The following is a 17168-nucleotide window of genomic DNA, read 5'->3' as shown; positions in this document are numbered from 1 at the left end:
CGCCTGGGCCGGGTCAGGCGAAGTGGGACAGGGCGCCGCGGCTTACGTGCAGCGTCTGGCCGGTGATGTGGCGGGCCGCGGGGGTGGTGAGGAACCGCGCCAGCCGCGCCACCTCGGCGGCGACCGTGGGCGGCGTGCCCGAAAGGCCGTCGTAGCCGGCCTGGACGCTGCGGCCGCTCGCCACCGCGTTCACCGTGATGCCCCGGGTGCCGAAGGCCGTGGCCTGCCCGGCGACCCAGTTGGAGAGTGCGGCTTTGATCGCGGCGTCGGCGCTACCGGCCGCCGGGCTCTCGGGGACCACGCTGATGATCGCGCCACCGGAGCGGAGGTGGTCGCCGACGGTTTGCACGGTCAGCACCAACGACAGCACCGTCGCGTCGAGCCCGTGGCGCCATGCGGCGGCGGTGTCGGCGGTCGAATAGGCGCGCGGATCGCCGGCGTCCCAGGTGGGGGCCGGCACGTTGACGATGGTGTCGAGGTGGTGGGGGAACAGTCCGCGGGCCTCCTCGAGGCTGGCGGGATCGGTGGTGTCGCACACGATCGCGTCGACGTCGAGCTCCTTGGCGGCGATCTCCAGATCGCTGCGCCGCGCGCCCACGAGGGTCACCTTGTGACCATCATCGCGGAACCCCTCGGCCACCGACCGCCCCAAGTCCGTGTCCCCCCCGGTGACCAGCACGTCCACTGCTTGACCTCCTCGTGCTCGACGCTGAACCAGACCTGGCGCTTCACCCGGCTCTGTTCCCGGTCAATGTTACTGGACAGTAGCTATTCGGCGAAACTCGACGCGTCGCGTCGCGCAGACATTTCGGTAACTATTCGCGACCGTCGGCGCGCAGCGGGACGTCGTCCACAGCCGCGGCCGCACGCGCTAACGTTCACGCATGCGTGGGATCGGGCTCCTGACCGGTGTGGTGCTCGTGATGCTGCCGGCCGGAATGGTGGCCTGTCGTTCGACACCGTCCCGGCCCTCGCCGCCGGCCGGATCGATCGTGGTGTTCGCCGCGGCCTCGCTCAAGCCCGCGTTCTCCAAGATGGCGACGGAGTTCTCCGCCGAAAATCCGGGCGCCGCAGTGGATTTCGACTACGCCGGGTCCTCGGATCTCGCCAACCAGCTGACCCAGGGCGCCACGGCCGACGTCTTCGCCTCCGCGGACACCGCGCAGATGGACACGGTGGCCAGGGCCGGACTCCTGGCCGGCGGCCCGACCAACTTCGCGTCGAACACTCTCGTCATCGTCACGGCGCCGGGCAACCCGAAGCACGTCGCGTCGTTCGGCGACCTCGCGACGTCGGGGCTGAGCGTGGTGACCTGCCAGCGGCCGGTGCCGTGCGGGGCGGCCACACAACGGGTCGAGGACCACACCGGGGTGCATCTGCGCCCGGTCAGCGAGGAACCGAACGTCACCGACGTCCTCACCAAGGTCACCAGCGGGCAGGCCGACGCCGGGCTGGTGTACGTCACCGACGCGATCAGCGCGGGTGACAAGGTCTCGACGGTCAACTTCCCGGAGGCCGCCGGCGCGGTCAACGTCTACCCGATCGGGGTGCTCAAGAAGGCGCCGGCGCCGGCGTTGGCGCAGAAGTTCGTCACCCTGGTGACCTCCGACACCGGTCAGAAGATCCTTTCCCAGTCCGGCTTCGCCAAGCCCTGAACCGTGCCGCGGCCGACGGACCTGCCCCGCTGGGTGTATCTGCCGGCGGCCGTGGGCGCCGCCTTCGTGCTGTTGCCCCTGGTGGCGATCGCAGTCAAGGTCGACTGGCCCGATTTCTGGTCGCTGATCACCAGCACCTCGTCGATGACGGCGCTGTTGCTGAGCCTGAAGACCGCGGCCGCCAGCACCGCGCTGTGCGTCCTGGTGGGCGTGCCGATGGCGTTGGTGCTGGCGCGCGGTCCCACCCGGCTGGTGCGATTGCTGCGCCCGCTGATCCTGCTCCCGCTGGTGTTGCCGCCGGTGGTCGGCGGGATCGCGCTGCTCTACGCGTTCGGCCGGCTCGGGCTGCTCGGGCGCTACCTGGAGGCCGCCGGTATTTCCATCGCGTTCAGCACGACCGCCGTGGTGCTGGCGCAGACGTTCGTGTCGCTGCCGTTTCTGGTGATCTCCCTCGAAGGGGCCGCCCGCACCGCGGGAGCCGATCTGGAGGTGGTGGCGGCGACGCTCGGGGCCCGGCCGGGCACGGTGTGGTGGCGGGTGACCATGCCGCTGCTGCTGCCCGGGGTGGCGTCGGGCGCGGTGCTGGCGTTCGCCCGCGCGCTGGGGGAGTTCGGCGCGACGCTGACGTTCGCCGGGTCCCGGCAGGGCGTGACCCGGACTCTGCCGCTGGAGATCTACCTGCAGCGGGTGAGCGATCCGGACGCCGCGGTGGCGCTTTCCCTGCTGCTGGTGATGGTGGCGGCCCTGGTGGTGCTGGGTCTGGGCGCGCGGCGGCTGGCGGGGACCGATGTCAGGTAGCCGGCCCGCAACTGGTGACCCAAATCCTCTGGGCGCCCGCTGTGAACTCCGTGGACATCGGCTGAGGCGCCTTTCGATCTGATACCCCTGGGGGTATCATGGGGGCCGGTCCGAGAGCCGCACTACCGCTGCGGCCGGTCTGTCCAACCGAGGAGCTTCCATGGCACGAGTCGTCATCCTCGGCGCCGGCATCGCGGGGCACACCGCCGCGCTGCATCTGCGCCGATGGCTACCCCGCAAGCACGAAGTCGTCGTGGTGTCGCCCAACGCCGACTGGAACTGGATCCCGTCGAACATCTGGGTCGGCGTCGGCCGGATGGAAGCCGGCAAGGTGCTGATTCCGCTCAAGCCGATCTATGACCGCAAGGGCATCGTCTTCCACCAGGCCCGGGCCGTCGCGATCCGTCCCGAGGGCACGGGTGAGCAGTCTGCACCGTCGGTGGACTTCGTCTACACAAGCGAGGAGCAGAGCGGCCGGAGCGGCTCGCTGACCTACGACTACCTCATCAATGCCACCGGCCCGCAGTTGAACTTCGCGGCCACACCCGGCCTTGGACCCGGCGGGCATTCGTATTCGGTGTGCACCGCCGACCACGCCGTCGAGGCGGCCAGGGCGCTCGATCGCGTCATCGCCAGGCTGAAGGCCGGGGAACGGCAGAGACTCGTCGTCGGCGTAGGGCACGGCACCTGCACGTGCGAAGGCGCGGCGTTCGAATACACCTTCAACGTCGAACATGCGTTGCGCGCGGCCGGCGTGCGCGACCTCGCCGAGATCGTCTATTTCACCAACGAGTACGAACTGGGTGACTTCGGCGTGGACGGCATGAGCTTCGTCGACAAGGGCTTCGTGCAGTCCAGCCAGCTCTGGACCGAGTCGCTGTTCCGGGAGCGTGGCGTCAAGGCCATCACGCAGGCCGCCGTGCACGAGGTGATGGAAGGCAAGCTGCGGTACGAGCAGCTCGACGGCCAGGAGCGCGACCTCGACTTCGACTTCGCGATGCTGCTGCCGCCGTTCAAGGGCGTCGCGCTCGCCGCCTACGACAACGACGGCAAGGACATCACGTCCGTCCTGTTCGCTCCCTCGGGCTTTTTGAAGGTCGACGCCGACTACTCGGGCAAGCCCTACGACGAGTGGTCCGCCGCGGACTGGCCGCACACCTATGAGTCCCCGGCCTATCCGAACATTTTCGCGCCGGGCATCGCGTTTGCGCCGCCGCATCCGATCTCCAAGCCGCGCAAGAGCCCCAACGGGACGGTCATCACGCCCAGCCCGCCCCGCACGGGGATGCCGTCGGGCATCATGGCGAAGACGGTCGCCGAGACCATCCGCGACCGCATCAAGCACCCCGGAGCCGCGGCCCACCGGGCCTCCATGGCGACCATGGGCGCCGCGTGCGTCGCATCCGCCGGCACCGGCCTGCGCGAGGGCTCGGCCGCCGCGATGACCATGTTTCCGGTGGTGCCCGATCCCGCTCGGTACCCGCAGACCGGCCGCGACATCGCCGGCACATCCGGCGAGCTCGGCCTCGCCGGCCACTGGATCAAGTTGTTGCTGCATTACCTGTTCATCTACAAGGCCAAGGCCAGGCCGTTCTGGTGGCTGATCCCCGAGTGAAAGGCGCGTCCATGGACACCACCGGCAGTGACGGCATCGACTCGGACGCCAACGTCCGCACCGCCGAACGCATCGCCGACGCCCCGCTTCCCACCCGCGCGACGCTGCGGAAGCGCCAGAGCCTGCTCCTGCAGGCGTGGCGCTTCGCCCACATCAACGTCAAGATGATGCGGATCATCTTCAGCGGACACCGCTGACGCGGGACCGCTCGGCCGTCGGGTGACAATTGACCGACCATGACCGAGTTACGCGTCCGCGCCGCCGTCGCCGACCGCGGGTTCGACGTGGAGTTCTCGGTGGCCGCGGGCGAGGTGCTCGCGGTGCTGGGACCCAACGGGGCCGGCAAGTCGACCGCGCTGCACGTCATCGCCGGGCTGCTCCGCCCCGATCAGGGAACGGTGCGGTCGGGGGACCGCGTGCTGACCGACACCGCGGCCGGGGTGGACGTGGCGACGCACGATCGCCGGGTCGCGCTGCTCCTGCAGGATCCGCTGCTGTTCCCGCACCTGAGCGTCGCGGCCAACGTGGCCTTCGGCCCGCACAGCCGACGCAGGTCGTTGCGCTCCTTCGGCCGGGGGCGCGCCCGGGACAGGGGCGAGGCGCTGCGGTGGCTGCGGGCCGTGGACGCCGAGGGGTTCGCCGGCCGCAAGCCGCGTGAGCTGTCCGGCGGGCAGGCACAGCGGGTGGCGATCGCGCGTGCGCTGGCGACCGAACCCGAGGTGCTGCTGCTCGACGAGCCGCTGAGCGGCCTGGACGTGGCCGCGGCGGCGGCCGTGCGCGGCGTGCTGCGCACGGCGGTCGCCCGCACCGGCTGCGCGACCGTCCTGGTCACCCACGACCTGCTCGACGTGTTCGCGCTGGCCGACCGGGTGCTGGTGCTGGAGCGCGGCAAGGTGGCCGAGAGCGGGCCGGTGGCCGAGGTGCTCGCCGCGCCGCGCAGTCACTTCGGCGCCCGCATCGCGGGCCTCAACCTGGTCAACGGCACCATCGGCGACGACGGCGCGCTGCTCACGGGCGGCGGCGCGCGCTGGCACGCGGCCCCGGACAGCCGGCTGACCCCGGGGGACAGCGCGGTCGCGGTGTTCCCGCCGACGGCCGTCGCCGTGTACCGCGAACTGCCCCACGGCAGTCCCCGCAACACCGTGGAGGTCACGGTGTCGGAGCTCGACGTGCGTGGGCCCGCGGTTCTGGTTCGCGGTGATCCGCAGCCCGACGGCGCGCCCGGCCTGGCCGCGGAGATCACCCTTGACGCCGCGGCGGAGCTGCGGCTGACCCCGGGCGAGCGGGCCTGGTTGTCGGTCAAGGCCCACGAGGTGACGCTGCACCCGGTGCGGCATTGAAACGCATCGTCATCCGTCCGCACGGCACCCTTGCGTCACAGCTGTAACACGGTAGGTTCGTCGCCATGGACCAGGTGGACCCGAATTCGACTCGCCGCAAGGGACTATGGGCGTCGCTGGCGATCGCCGCGGTGACCGGAGCCTCGGCCGCCGGCATCGCGTTTCCGGCGAACTCGAACGCGGATCCGGCCCCGGGGCCCTCGACCACCGCGACGGCACCACCGCCCGCCACCACCACCGCGCCCCCGCCGTCACCGCAGCCCGGTGACCCGAACGCGGCACCGCCGCCGCCGGCCGATCCCAATGCGCCCCCGCCGCCGCCGATCGATCCCAATGCGCCCCCGCCGCCGCCCGTCGACCCCAACGCCGGGCGAATCGGCAACGGCGTCGGAGGGTTCAGCTTCGTGCTGCCCCCCGGCTGGGTGGAGTCGGACGCGTCGCACCTGGACTACGGCTCCGAGTTGCTCAGCAAGACCACGGGACAGCCGCCGGCGCCCGGCCAGCCGCCGCCGGTCGCGAACGACACCCGGATCGTGATGGGCCGCCTGGACCAGAAGCTCTACGCCAGCGCCGAACCCAACAACGCCAAGGCCGCCGTGCGGCTGGGCTCGGACATGGGCGAGTTCTTCCTGCCCTACCCGGGGACCCGGATCAACCAGGAGACCACCCCGCTCACCGGCGCCAACGGCATCACGGGCAGTGCGTCCTTCTACGAGGTCAAGTTCACCGACGCGACCAAGCCGAACGGCCAGATCTGGACGGGCGTGGTCGGCACGCCCGCGGGCAGTTCGCCGAGCGCGGGCCCGCCGCAGCGCTGGTTCGTGGTGTGGCTCGGCACCGCGAACGACCCGGTGGACAAGGGGGCGGCCAAGGCGCTGGCCGAGTCGATCCAGCCCTGGCAGGCCCCACCGGCCCCGCCCGGAGAGCCGGCCCCGCCGGCTCAGCCCGGTCAGCCGGCACCGCCGGCTCAGCCCGGTCAACCGGCACCGCCGGCCCCGGGAGCGCCCGCCGCGCCGCCGGCCCCGGCGCCCGCGGCCCCGGCGCCCGCGGGCGAGGTCACCCCGACTCCCAGCACGACGCCACAGCGGACCCTCCCGGCGTAACACGCCTGGGAGCGCCTCATCCATTGCGTCCCTGATCGGTCACGGCATGATGGACCGATGACACCGGGGTCGAGCGCCGGGACGATGCGCGCCTGGCGGGTGCGGCGGCCGGGACCGATGAGCACCGACCCGCTCGAACGGGTCACCGCCCAGGTGCCGCGCCCGGAGCCGTCGGAGTTGCTGGTGGCCGTGCGCGCCTGCGGGGTGTGCCGCACCGACCTGCATGTCACCGAGGGAGACCTCCCCGTGCACCGTGACCGGGTGACGCCCGGCCATGAGGTGGTGGGGCAGGTCGTGGAGGTCGGCGCGCAGGCCGGGGACGAGTTCCGGGTGGGCGACCGGGTGGGGATCGCCTGGCTGCGCCACACCTGCGGCGTGTGCACGTACTGCCGCCGGGGCAACGAAAACCTGTGCCCGCACTCCCGCTACACCGGCTGGGACGCCGATGGCGGCTACGCCGAATTCGCCACCGTGCCGGCCGCTTTCGCGCACCACCTACCACCCGGCTACAGCGACACCGAGCTGGCGCCGCTGCTGTGCGCCGGCATCATCGGATACCGGTCGCTGCTGCGCGCCGAGCTGCCACCGGGGGGGCGGCTGGGGTTGTACGGCTTCGGGGGTAGCGCCCACATCACCGCCCAGGTTGCGTTGGCGCAGGGCGCCGAGGTGCACGTGATGACCCGCGGGGAGGAGGCGCGCAAGCTGGCGCTCGAGCTGGGCGTGGCGTCGGCCCAGGGCGCCGCGGATCCGCCGCCGGTGCCGCTCGATGCCGCCATCCTGTTCGCGCCGGTGGGCGATCTGGTCTTGCCCGCCCTGGAAGCGCTGGACCGCGGCGGCACCCTGTCGATCGCGGGGATCCACCTGTCGGACATCCCGACGCTGAACTACCAGCGCCACCTGTTCCAGGAGCGCCAGGTCCGGTCGGTGACGTCGAACACGCGGGCCGACGCCCGGGCCTTCCTCGAGTTTGCGGGCCGCCATCACATCGAGGTGACCACGCCGGAATACCCGCTGTCGCAAGCGGATCGGGCTTTGAGCGACCTCAGCGCCGGGCGCATCGCCGGCGCCGCGGTCCTGCTGGTCTGACCGGCTCTAGGACAGGTGCCAGACCAGCGCGGCGGCCAGGGCGCCCAGCCCGTTCAACGACCAGTGCAGCGCGATGGGCGCGATCAGGCTGCCGCTGCGCCGGCGCAGCCAGCTGAAGACGAACCCGGCCGCCCCGGTGGCCAGTACGGCCCCGATCACGCCGGCCAGCATGCCGACGATCCCGCCGCCGAGGATCCGGGTGAAGCCGACGTTGCTGCTCGTCAGCCCCAGCGACGTGGCGACGTGCCACAGGCCGAACAGCAGGGAGCCCGCCAGTGCGACCCCGCGGAACCCCCAGGCCCGGTGCAGCGCGCCGTGCAGCACCCCCCGGAACGCCAGTTCCTCGGGAATGACCGTCTGCAGGGGAATGATGACCATCGAGGCCAGCAGCGCGCCGGAAACGGTCGCGTAGCGGTGGTTCAGGAACATCGGCCGGGTCGCCGGGAGCAGCACGCCCGCGGCGATCACCGACGCCACGACGGCCACGGCGACCAGCGCGTAGCCCAGGCCCGACTTCCAGTGCTCGCGCCCCAGGCCGAGGTCCACCCAGTCGAGGCCGTTGGCCCGCATCAGGAACACCAGCCCGACGGCGGCCGCGGGAACGATCGCGACACTCGCCCACGGCGTGGTGAAGTGGGCGACCAGGTTGGTCAGCACCAACGCGACCACGACGACTGCGAGGTCCAGGTGCACGCGAAGCCGGTGCAACGCCGACAGCTGCGTGACCACCGGATGGGGGTCGGCGACGGCGGGCGCATCGAGCATCCGGCAAGTTTACCTGCGCGCCGCGAGCCGCACCCTCAGCCGCGTTTCCGCACGCTGGGCGGACAACCGTTCCACCGGGTGTGCGCCCGGGTGAACGCGGCGGTCTCCGAGTATCCCAACCGGCGCGCCGTCTCCTCCACGCCGAGACCCGAGTTCAGCAGTTCGGCGGCCAGCGTGGCCCGGACCTCGTCGAGCAGCGCGCGGTAGCTGGTTCCCTCGGCCGCCAGCCGACGGTGCAGCGTGCGCTCGGTGATGCAGAGTTCCCTGGCGACGGTGGCCATCGAGGGAATCTGGGTCGAGTCCTGGATCATCCGCATCCGGATCGACGCCGAAATGCCACGGCGGGTGCGCCGCCGGTTCAGCAGCTCCTCGCACTGGCGGATGCAGATCGCCGCGGTCTGCGGGTCGGCCGCGGGCATGGGCGCGGTGACGAGGGCCACCGGGACGATGAGCGCGTTGCGCGCGGTGTTCTCGACGACGACGGTGAAATTGTCCATCTCCACCAGACTGGCCGGCAGCTGCAGGTCCGCGACCTCCAGCCGAAGCGTCGTCGGCACCTCGATGCCGCCCATGAGCGACGGCAGCAGCCGCAGGAAGATCGCGAAGTCGCGCTCGAGCAGAAACCGGCGGACATCCGGGGGGACCTGGGCGTCGTCGAACGCGATGACCGCTTCGTTGTTGGTGACCTCCGGGGCGGCGACGTTCAGATACGTGGTGGTGAGCGCGGCATAGCGGCAGGCGACGTCGATCGCGTCGCGCACGGTGGGGCTGGACAACAGGGCGTAGCCCAGGATGCCGGTGTCGGCGAAGGTGTACTGCGCGCCGGTCTCGATGCCCAGGCCGGGCTGGTCGCCGAGCCGCCCGATCACGTTGCGGATGATGGTGAGCTCCTGGGCTGCGCGCACCTCGGTCGCGGGATCGGCCAACTGCTGTGGTGTCAACCCCGATCCGGCCAGGCAGGTCGCGTCGTCGACTCCGCGCCCCCGCGCGGTTTCCAGGATGTACCGGCTGGGCGCCGGGGAGCGCGCGATGTCCCAGTTCGGCGCGACGGCGGGCACGTGTCCGAAACTATCAAGTATCTGTCCGGTTCGGTCATTCTCGGGGCCGCCCGGCGGCCCTACCGTCACAGGCATGCCGACTGATCTCCTCAGGCCGCCACCAAGGGCCATCGCGTCCGCGGCCCGCAGTTCCGTGGCCGACATTTGGCGGCCGATCGCGACCGGCGCCTACCGCGACCTGCGCCGGCCGCGGCCGCGCTCGACGGCGGCATCGGTGCCGCGCACGACGTTCGACCCCACGCTTCCGCAGAGCATCGCCGACCCGTACCCCGAATTCGACCGAATCCGCGAGCACCCGGTGGTGGTCAACGAGCGGCTCGGTGTCTGGATGATCGGGCGCCACGACGACGTGCACGCCGCGGTGCGCAACAACGCCGTGTTCTCGTCGAAGGACGGTGTGATGCTGCGCTCGTTCGTGTCCAGCGTCGTGCTGACCGCCGACCCGCCCGAACACACCCGGCTGCGCCACATCACGGCGCCCATGTTCAGCAAACGGGCGGTGCAGACGTGGACGGACGACATCCGCGACCTGGCCGCGGAGTCGATCGCCAAGCTGACCGCCGGCGGGGTGGTGGACCTGGTGGCCGCGCTGACGGTCCCGATGCCGATCAACGTGATCGCGTCGATCCTCGGCGTTCCACGGGCTCACTGGCAGGCGTTTCGGACGATTTCGGACAAGTTCGCGCAAGCATTCACCCCGCGGTCGATTCCGGAGGTCGCCCGGTTGGTCGGGTCGGTCGCTCAGTCCTACGTGCAGATGCGCAGCTTCATCGACGCCGAAATGCGTTGCCGCGCGGTCGAACCGGGCGACGACCTGCTGAGCAGGCTGCACGCGGCGACCGTGGCGGGGGAGCTCACCGCCGACGAGGCGTTCAATTACGCCCTGATCCTGCTTGTCGCCGGCAACGAGACCACGACCAACCTGTTGGGGATGCTGCTGGTGCGCCTGGCGCAGGACCGCGAGCTGTTCGCCGAACTCAAGGCCGACCGCAGTCTGCTGCCCGCCGCGGTGGAGGAAACCGCGCGCTGGGGCTCCCCGGTCCAGTGGGTGACGAGATCGGCGATGGCCCCGTATCGGATCGGCGACACGGTGATCCCCAAGGGCGCGAAGACGGTGCTGTTCTACGCATCGGCCAACCGCGACCCGGCCAAGTTCGCCGACCCCAACCGGTTCGACATCCATCGCGACACCACCGGGCACCTGGCCTTCGGCCACGGCCTGCACTTCTGCCTGGGCGCACACCTCGCGCGACTCGAGACCATCACGGCCGTCGACCACCTGCTCGACGAGGTCGACGGCCTGGAATTGGCCGGGTCCGTGCGGTGGGGAACGACGCCGTCGTTGCAGGGCCCGACGTCGGTGCCGGTGCGGGTCCGGCGGAACTGAGCGCTCGCCGGTCAGACGGGTCAGCTGGCTACGGCGCCGGCAGCGTCACCACCCGGTTGTTCTGTGAGTCGGTGACGTAGACGGTGCCTTTACCGTCCACGGCCACGCCCCAGGGGCTCTTCAGGCCGGTGAAGGGCAGCACCGTCGGGGTGGTGGACCCCGCGGACAGCGCCAGCACCTGGTGGTTGTTCGAGTCGGTGACGTAGACGGTGCCTTTGCTGTCGACGGCCACACCCGTCGGATACCGCAGCCCGGCGAACGGCAGCACCGTCGGGGTGGTAGCTCCCGCGGGCAGCGCCAGCACCTGATTGTTGCGCGTGTCGGTGACGTAGACGGTGCCTTGGCCGTCCACCGCCACTCCGCTTGTATCGGGCATTCCGGTGAGCGGTAACGCCCTCTGGGTTGCGGATCCCGCTCGTAATGCCAGCACCCGGTGGTTACCCGTGTCGGTGACGTAGACGGTGTCGTTGGTGTCCACCGCGACACCGGATGGATAGTCCAGGCCGGCAAACGGCAGCACCGTCGGAACGGTGGATCCCGCGGGCAGCGCCAACACCTGGTTGTTGACGGTGTCCGTGACGTAGGGGGTGCCTTTGCTGTCCACGGCCATCCCCAACGTGTCGCGCGCGCCGGTGAACCGCAGCGCCGTCGGGGTCGATCCCGGAACCAACGCCACCACCTTGTCGTTGCCGCTCTCGGCGACGTAGACGGTGCCGTTGCTGTCCACCGCGACACCCCGGGGATCGGAGACGCCGTCCGCCAGCACCGCCTGGGCCGGCTTGGCTACCGGAGGCGGGGGCGGCGGTGGCGGCGCCGGCCGCGATCGCCAGCCGCCGCCTGCCGCTGCTCAACCTGATCGCCCGGCCCATCCGTCGAGCCCTCGACGGCTTGGCCTGTTGTCTGTCCGGCATCGTCTCGGCATGGACCGATCGCGTCGGCGTTGCCATCATCGCGGGGTCCCACGTGGGCTCGTCGACAGGGCTCGATCGGCCGGGGGATGTGGCGGCTCGGGTGTGGACGAGGACCGTTTCGAGGCGGTCTTGGTCGGGGCCCGTCAGGGCGTGGCCGGCGGCCAGGGCCAGATCTCCGGCGCTGGCATAGCGCTGCGCGGGATCTTTGGCCATGCCTCGCATGATGACGTCGTCGAGGCCGGCCGGCAGGTCGCGCCGGTGTTCGCTGGGGCGCGGGATCGGCGCGCTGAGGTGCGCGGCGACCAACGCCGGCATATCGTCCGCGGGATACGGCGTGGAGCCGGTCAGACATTGATACAGCACGCACGCCAGCGCGTAGATGTCGGACCGGAAGGTCACGTCGGCGTTGCTGAACCGCTCCGGGGCCATGTAGGCGAACGTGCCGATGGCGGCGCCGACACTGGTCAGCTTCGCCTCGCCCGCGGCGTTGGCCAGGCCGAAATCCACCAGGCACGCGAAGTCGTCGCGGGTGATCAGGATGTTGGCGGGTTTGACGTCGCGGTGGACCACCTGATTGTCATGAGCGGCATCCAGCGCCGAGGCGATTTGGCGCACGATCGCCACCGCCCGCGGCGGGTCCAGCGGCCCTTCGTGCGCCAGCAGGGTGTGCAGGGTGATGCCCTTGATCAGCCGCATGTCGATGTAGAGCTGCCCGTCGATTTCCCCGCACCCGTGGATCGGCACCACGTGGGGGTCATGCAACCGCGCCGCGTGTTGGGCCTCGCGAAAGAGCCGCTCGCGGAACACCGGATCGTGCGAGTACGGCGCGGCAATCAGTTTCAGCGCCACGAGGCGGTGCAGCGAGGTGTCCTCGGCCTCATACACCTCGCCGAATCCACCCGGGCCGAGCAGCCGCAGCAGCCGATAATGCCCGAACATGGCCCCGGTACGCGACCCCATCGTGGTGTCGCTCATCGCCGACTCATCACCCATCCCATGCCCCGGGACCCCTGCCTTGACCCCGCCGTCCGACGTCCGTCAGCTGTAACGGTAGAGCTTGGTGAGCCAACTCACAGCAAAAATTGGGCTGGAACGGTCGTCAGCCACGCACCGGGTCGCCGGAGAACTCCGGATCCCAGATCCAATGGGTCGTCTCGCTCCCGTCACTCGCTACGCTCGCTCCGCTCGCTCGACTCCCAGGTCCAATGGGAGATGCTCGGGTCGTCCTCGCCGTGTTCGCGGGTGTAGGCGCGGGCGGCCAGGCGGGCGTCCATCATCCGCTGGCGCAGCATCGCGGCACGGCCGGCCAGCCCGTCGACCCGGTCGATGACGTCCATGACCAGGTGGAAGCGGTCCAGGTCGTTGAGCATCACCATGTCGAACGGCGTCGTCGTGGTGCCGCGCTCCTTGAAGCCGCGCACGTGGAGGCGGGCGTGGTTGGTGCGGCGATAGGTCAGCCGATGGATCAGCCACGGGTAGCCGTGGTAGGCGAAGATCACCGGCTTGTCGCGGGTGAACAGCGCGTCGAACTCGCGATCGGGGAGCCCGTGCGGATGCTCGGATTCCGGCTGCAGCCGCATGAGGTCGACGACGTTGACCACGCGGACGGCCAGGCCGGGCAGTTCGCGGCGCAGGATGTCGGCGGCGGCGAGGGTCTCCAGCGTCGGGATGTCCCCGGCACAGGCCAGGACCACGTCGGGCTCGCCGGCAGCGGTGCTCGCCCACTGCCAGATGCCCAGGCCGCGCGCGCAGTGCGCGACGGCCTGGTCCATGTCGAGGTAGGCCAGGGCGGGCTGCTTGCCGGCGACGATGACGTTGATGTAGTGGCGGCTGCGCAGGCAGTGGTCGGCCACCGAGAGCAGGGTGTTGCCGTCCGGCGGCAGGTACACCCGGGTGATCTCGGCCCGCTTGTTGGCCACCAGGTCGATGAAGCCGGGGTCCTGGTGCGACGCGCCGTTGTGGTCCTGTCGCCACACGTGGGAGCTCAGCAGGTAATTCAGCGAGGCGATCGGCCGTCGCCACGGCAGATCACGGCTGGTGGCAAGCCATTTCGCGTGCTGGTTGAACATCGAGTCGACGATGTGCACGAAGGCCTCGTAGCAGTTGAACAGCCCGTGCCGGCCCGTCAGCAGGTAGCCCTCCAGCCAGCCCTGGCACAGGTGCTCCGACAGCACCTCCATCACGCGGCCGTCGGGCGCGAGGTGCTCGTCGTCGGGCCCGATCTCGGACATCCACGCCTTGTCGGTCGCGCCATAGACGGCGTCCAGCCGGTTGGACGCGGTCTCGTCGGGACCCATGAGCCGGAACCGGTCGGAGTTGCGCGCGATCACGTCCCGCAGGAAGGTGCCCAGCAGGCGGGTGGCCTCGTGCGTCTCGACGGCGGGACGCGACACCGGCACGGCATAGTCGCGGAAGTCGGGCAGGTCGAGGTCGTGCAGCAGCAGCTCGGGCCGCAGGCTGCCGCACGCGTCGAAAAGCTCCTCGGGCCGGTAGCTGCGCAGCCACTCCTCGAGCTGCGCGCGGTGCTCGGCGTTGTCGTGGGTCTCGGCCAGCGGGACCTGGTGCGCGCGCCAGGTGCCCTCGACCTTCTTGCCGTCGACCACCTTCGGCCCGGTCCAGCCCTTGGGGGTGCGCAGCACGAGCATCGGCCACACCGGCCGCTCGGTCCGGGTGCCCCGCCGGGCGGCGTCCTGGATGGCGGCGATGTCGTCGAAGGCGTCGTCGAGCGCGGCGGCGAGCTGCCGGTGCACGTCGGCCGGGTCGTCACCGGCGACGGTGATCGGGCGGTAGCCGTAGCCGCGCAGCAGCGCCTCGAGTTCGGGGTGCGGGATGCGGGCCAGGACCGTCGGGTTGGCGATCTTGTAGCCGTTGAGCGCCAGGATCGGCAGCACCGCCCCGTCGGTCACGGGGTTGAGGAACTTGTTGGAATGCCAGCCGGCGGCCAGGGGACCCGTCTCGGCCTCGCCGTCGCCGACCACGCAGGCCACCACCAGGTCCGGGTTGTCGAAGGCGGCGCCGTAGGCGTGCACCAGGGCGTAGCCGAGCTCGCCGCCCTCGTGGATGGATCCCGGCGTCTGCGCCGCCACGTGGCTGGGGATGCCGCCGGGAAAAGAGAACTGCCGGAACAGCTTTCGCAGTCCTTCGGCGTCCTCTTCGATGCCGGTGTACACCTCGCTGTAGGTGCCCTCGAGGTAGGCGTTGGCCACCAGCGCGGGACCGCCGTGGCCGGGACCGGTGACGAAGATGACGTTGGCGTCGCGGTTGCGGATGATCCGGTTCAGGTGGACATAGATCAGGTTGAGCCCGGGCGTGGTGCCCCAGTGCCCCAACAGCCGCGGTTTGACGTGTTCGGCCGTCAGCGGCTCGCTCAGCAACGGGTTGTCCAGCAGGTAGATCTGCCCGACCGAAAGGTAGTTGGCCGCGCGCCAGTAGGCGTCGATCAGGTCGAGTTCGTCGTCGCTCAGGGTCGGGGGTTCAGTCGTCGGCGAGGTCACGCGGCCCATTGTCCACAGCGCCGGTGAACGGCGAGTGTTGGACAACGGGCCGGCCCACGCTCAGCTCATTCCTGGCCGCGGGCGCGCGCCTCGTAGGCCTTGCGCTTCTCGAGGTCGACGTCGTCGGCGAAGAACCGCTCGCCGCCGAGCATCCGGTTGACGCTCTCGGCCACCGACCGCGGCATGAACTTCGCCGACGCGACCAACGCGCCCATCGCCCTGGTGACCCGCACCCGCGGAACGGGCTTGGCCACCAGGCGCACGATCGCGTCGGCGATGTCGTTCGGCTCGGCGTTCTTGAACCCCTTCACCCCGGAGGTGCCCGCGATGAGCTCGGTGTTGACGAACGTCGGCAGCACCGCGGAAAACTTCACGCCGGTGGTGCGGTATTCGAGCCTGGCCGTGTCGGTGAAGCCGACCACCGCATGCTTGCTCGCGCAATAGCTGGCCGCGCCGGGGATATAGGTCTCGCCGGCCAGCGAGGCGACGTTGATGACGTGCCCCCGCCCGCGGGGGATCATCCGCTGGGCCGCCAGCTTGCTGCCCAGGATCACGCCGAAGACGTTGATGTCCAGGATGCGCCGGGTGACCTCGTCCGGTTCGTCGACCACACGGCCGAGCGGCATGATGCCGGCGTTGTTGACCAGGACGTCGATCGGGCCGAGCTGGCGCTCGACCTCGTCGAGAAACTCCGAGAACGACTGCCGGTCGGTCACGTCCAACCTGCCGTAGAGGTCGAGGCCCAGCGACGTGCCGGTCTCCTTGACCCGCACCTCGTCGACGTCGCCGATCGCGACCTTGGCCCCCAGGTTGTGCAGGGCGGTCGCGGTCGCCAGCCCGATCCCGCGCGCGCCGCCGGTGATGACGACGACCTTGTCGCGGACTTTGCCGCCCAGTGCGCTGTCTGCCATTGCGGTCCCCTCTCGAGTTGACGGGTGTCAACTGTAGGCGGCTAGCGCGCCGAGCGCAGCACCCCTTCCGCGGTGCGCCGCCCGCTGACCAGCGCCCCCTGAATGGAGGCGGTGTCGCGGTGGTCGCCGCACCACCACAGGCCGTCGCGCAGCCGGACCGGGCGCCGGACGCGCAACGGGGGCGGCTGGGCCGGCAGGGCGTGCCGAATGACGTGGCGTGCCAACAACTCCCACCGCCGGCCGTCGGCACCGAGGATGTCGGCGGCGTGCCGCCGGGTCACTTCCTCCGCCGGCGGCGTCCCGTCGGGGGCCGGCAGCGCCGACGCGCTGATCAGGTGGCGTCCGGGTGGGGCGTAGGTGGGGGCGGCGGCGCTGATGACGGCGGTGTTCAGCACCGGACCCGGCGGGCCGGGCCGGGCGTCGACCCACAGGATGGGCAGGGTCGACGGCGGCTCGTCGGCGGCCCACCAGTCGGTGACCACCGCGTGCGTCGGTGGCGCCGGTTGTCCGGTCAGCGCGGCCGCGGCGACCGGATCGGCGGCCACCACGACGTGCGAGGCGACGACGGCGGCGCCGGGCCCGCTGACCCGCCAGCGGCGGCCGTCAAGTTCGATGCGAGTTGCCTTGTGGCTCAGCGCGATTCGGCCATCCAGTGCCGCGGCGAGCTGGCGCGGCAGCGCCCCGCATACCCTCGGCGGGCAGGCCGGGCGCCGCGAGGAAGAACATGCGGGCCAGCAAGAGGCTGAACGCGTTCGAGGTGGACCCGGTGTCGTCGAGCAGGACACCGGCGAGAAACCGGTCGACCACGCGGCGCAGTTCCCCGCGGACACCGCAGCGGTCCAGGCTCTCCCGCAAGGGGCCGTCGTGGCCGCCGGATTTCAGCGCGCCCGGACGCGGTAGGTCACCTACCGGGTCGGGCGCTTTGAGAAGTCACTTCAGACGGGAAAATCGCAATGACAACTATTGTCCCCGAGCCGTCCACCGCCAAGCGGGAGCCCGGCCCGCTCGTCGAGATGGCGTGGGACCCGCTCACCCGGATCGCGGG

At 70.9% G+C, this 17168-nt stretch carries 14 protein-coding genes and 1 pseudogene; 8 read left to right on the top strand and 7 right to left on the bottom strand.

All coding sequences use genetic code 11. The features are described from left to right. Positions 1-13: 13 nt before the first annotated feature. Complete coding sequence (locus tag BN971_RS03745) at positions 14-718, bottom strand: SDR family oxidoreductase (protein ID WP_170322127.1); 705 nt, start codon at positions 716-718, stop codon at positions 14-16. A gap of 166 nt (positions 719-884) precedes the next feature. Between BN971_RS03745 and modA the strand changes: the two genes are divergently transcribed. The 7 genes from modA (at position 885) to BN971_RS03710 (ending at position 7597) form a co-directional block, all read left to right on the top strand. Continuing rightward, the gene (modA, locus tag BN971_RS03740) at positions 885-1655 is read left to right on the top strand and encodes a molybdate ABC transporter substrate-binding protein (RefSeq protein WP_085182412.1); all 771 of its coding nucleotides are present in this window, start codon (positions 885-887) and stop codon (positions 1653-1655) included. Positions 1656-1658: 3 nt separating this feature from the next. Then, the gene (locus BN971_RS03735) at positions 1659-2453 is read left to right on the top strand and encodes an ABC transporter permease (protein WP_090349806.1); all 795 of its coding nucleotides are present in this window, start codon (positions 1659-1661) and stop codon (positions 2451-2453) included. 160 nt (positions 2454-2613) lie between these two features. Beyond that, positions 2614-4068 (top strand): NAD(P)/FAD-dependent oxidoreductase, encoded by a 1455-nt coding sequence (locus BN971_RS03730; RefSeq protein WP_085182413.1) that lies wholly within the window; start codon positions 2614-2616, stop codon positions 4066-4068. Positions 4069-4079: 11 nt separating this feature from the next. Further along, positions 4080-4265 (top strand): hypothetical protein, encoded by a 186-nt coding sequence (locus tag BN971_RS03725; RefSeq protein ID WP_085182414.1) that lies wholly within the window; start codon positions 4080-4082, stop codon positions 4263-4265. A gap of 39 nt (positions 4266-4304) precedes the next feature. Next, positions 4305-5408 (top strand): sulfate/molybdate ABC transporter ATP-binding protein, encoded by a 1104-nt coding sequence (locus BN971_RS03720; protein WP_085182415.1) that lies wholly within the window; start codon positions 4305-4307, stop codon positions 5406-5408. Positions 5409-5473: 65 nt separating this feature from the next. Next, on the top strand, positions 5474-6511 hold the full coding sequence (locus BN971_RS03715; RefSeq protein WP_090349804.1) for an alanine and proline-rich secreted protein Apa: 1038 nt from the start codon (positions 5474-5476) through the stop codon (positions 6509-6511). Positions 6512-6568: 57 nt separating this feature from the next. Then, positions 6569-7597 carry a zinc-binding alcohol dehydrogenase family protein gene (locus BN971_RS03710; RefSeq protein WP_085182417.1) on the top strand — a complete coding sequence of 343 codons (1029 nt, stop codon included), beginning with the start codon at positions 6569-6571 and terminating at the stop codon, positions 7595-7597. Positions 7598-7603: 6 nt separating this feature from the next. Here the strand turns inward: BN971_RS03710 and BN971_RS03705 are convergent, their stop codons facing one another. Both BN971_RS03705 and BN971_RS24435 read right to left on the bottom strand, forming a co-directional pair. Then, positions 7604-8362 (bottom strand): CPBP family intramembrane glutamic endopeptidase, encoded by a 759-nt coding sequence (locus BN971_RS03705; RefSeq protein WP_085182418.1) that lies wholly within the window; start codon positions 8360-8362, stop codon positions 7604-7606. A 35-nt stretch (positions 8363-8397) separates the two neighbouring features. Beyond that, a complete protein-coding gene (locus BN971_RS24435; protein WP_169718640.1) occupies positions 8398-9420 on the bottom strand; it encodes an AraC family transcriptional regulator in 1023 nt (340 codons plus the stop codon). 73 nt (positions 9421-9493) lie between these two features. Between BN971_RS24435 and BN971_RS03695 the strand changes: the two genes are divergently transcribed. Further along, complete coding sequence (locus BN971_RS03695) at positions 9494-10807, top strand: cytochrome P450 (RefSeq protein WP_085182460.1); 1314 nt, start codon at positions 9494-9496, stop codon at positions 10805-10807. 28 nt (positions 10808-10835) lie between these two features. On the opposite strand, the pseudogene BN971_RS26570 reads toward BN971_RS03695, so the two are convergent. From BN971_RS26570 to BN971_RS24430, 4 genes and pseudogenes are all read right to left on the bottom strand, one after another. Further along, positions 10836-12693, bottom strand: a pseudogene (locus BN971_RS26570) (serine/threonine-protein kinase PknD). Between the two features lie 188 nt (positions 12694-12881). After that, complete coding sequence (locus BN971_RS03680) at positions 12882-15221, bottom strand: phosphoketolase family protein (protein ID WP_090349801.1); 2340 nt, start codon at positions 15219-15221, stop codon at positions 12882-12884. Between the two features lie 56 nt (positions 15222-15277). Then, complete coding sequence (locus BN971_RS03675) at positions 15278-16123, bottom strand: SDR family oxidoreductase (RefSeq protein ID WP_085182421.1); 846 nt, start codon at positions 16121-16123, stop codon at positions 15278-15280. A gap of 41 nt (positions 16124-16164) precedes the next feature. Beyond that, positions 16165-16908: an FAD-dependent oxidoreductase gene (locus BN971_RS24430; protein ID WP_249262718.1), complete on the bottom strand. Its 744-nt coding sequence runs from the start codon at positions 16906-16908 to the stop codon at positions 16165-16167. Positions 16909-17168 lie beyond the last annotated feature (260 nt).

The sequence above is a fragment of the Mycobacterium bohemicum DSM 44277 genome (assembly GCF_001053185.1).
GTDB classification, from domain to species: domain Bacteria; phylum Actinomycetota; class Actinomycetes; order Mycobacteriales; family Mycobacteriaceae; genus Mycobacterium; species Mycobacterium bohemicum.
The sequence above is the reverse complement of the archived record's forward strand: the minus strand, read 5'-3'. Positions and strand labels throughout refer to the sequence as shown.

What these genes read in the sequence shown, in the direction of transcription:
- modA (WP_085182412.1), top strand. Translation starts at nt 885, where the DNA reads ATGCGTGGGATCGGGCTCCTGACCGGTGTGGTGCTCGTGATGCTGCCG.
- BN971_RS03710 (WP_085182417.1), top strand. Translation starts at nt 6,569, where the DNA reads ATGACACCGGGGTCGAGCGCCGGGACGATGCGCGCCTGGCGGGTGCGG.
- BN971_RS03695 (WP_085182460.1), top strand. Translation starts at nt 9,494, where the DNA reads ATGCCGACTGATCTCCTCAGGCCGCCACCAAGGGCCATCGCGTCCGCG.
- BN971_RS03680 (WP_090349801.1), bottom strand. Translation starts at nt 15,221, where the DNA reads ATGGGCCGCGTGACCTCGCCGACGACTGAACCCCCGACCCTGAGCGAC.
- BN971_RS03715 (WP_090349804.1), top strand. Translation starts at nt 5,474, where the DNA reads ATGGACCAGGTGGACCCGAATTCGACTCGCCGCAAGGGACTATGGGCG.
- BN971_RS03730 (WP_085182413.1), top strand. Translation starts at nt 2,614, where the DNA reads ATGGCACGAGTCGTCATCCTCGGCGCCGGCATCGCGGGGCACACCGCC.
- BN971_RS03720 (WP_085182415.1), top strand. Translation starts at nt 4,305, where the DNA reads ATGACCGAGTTACGCGTCCGCGCCGCCGTCGCCGACCGCGGGTTCGAC.
- BN971_RS03675 (WP_085182421.1), bottom strand. Translation starts at nt 16,123, where the DNA reads ATGGCAGACAGCGCACTGGGCGGCAAAGTCCGCGACAAGGTCGTCGTC.
- BN971_RS03705 (WP_085182418.1), bottom strand. Translation starts at nt 8,362, where the DNA reads ATGCTCGATGCGCCCGCCGTCGCCGACCCCCATCCGGTGGTCACGCAG.
- BN971_RS03725 (WP_085182414.1), top strand. Translation starts at nt 4,080, where the DNA reads ATGGACACCACCGGCAGTGACGGCATCGACTCGGACGCCAACGTCCGC.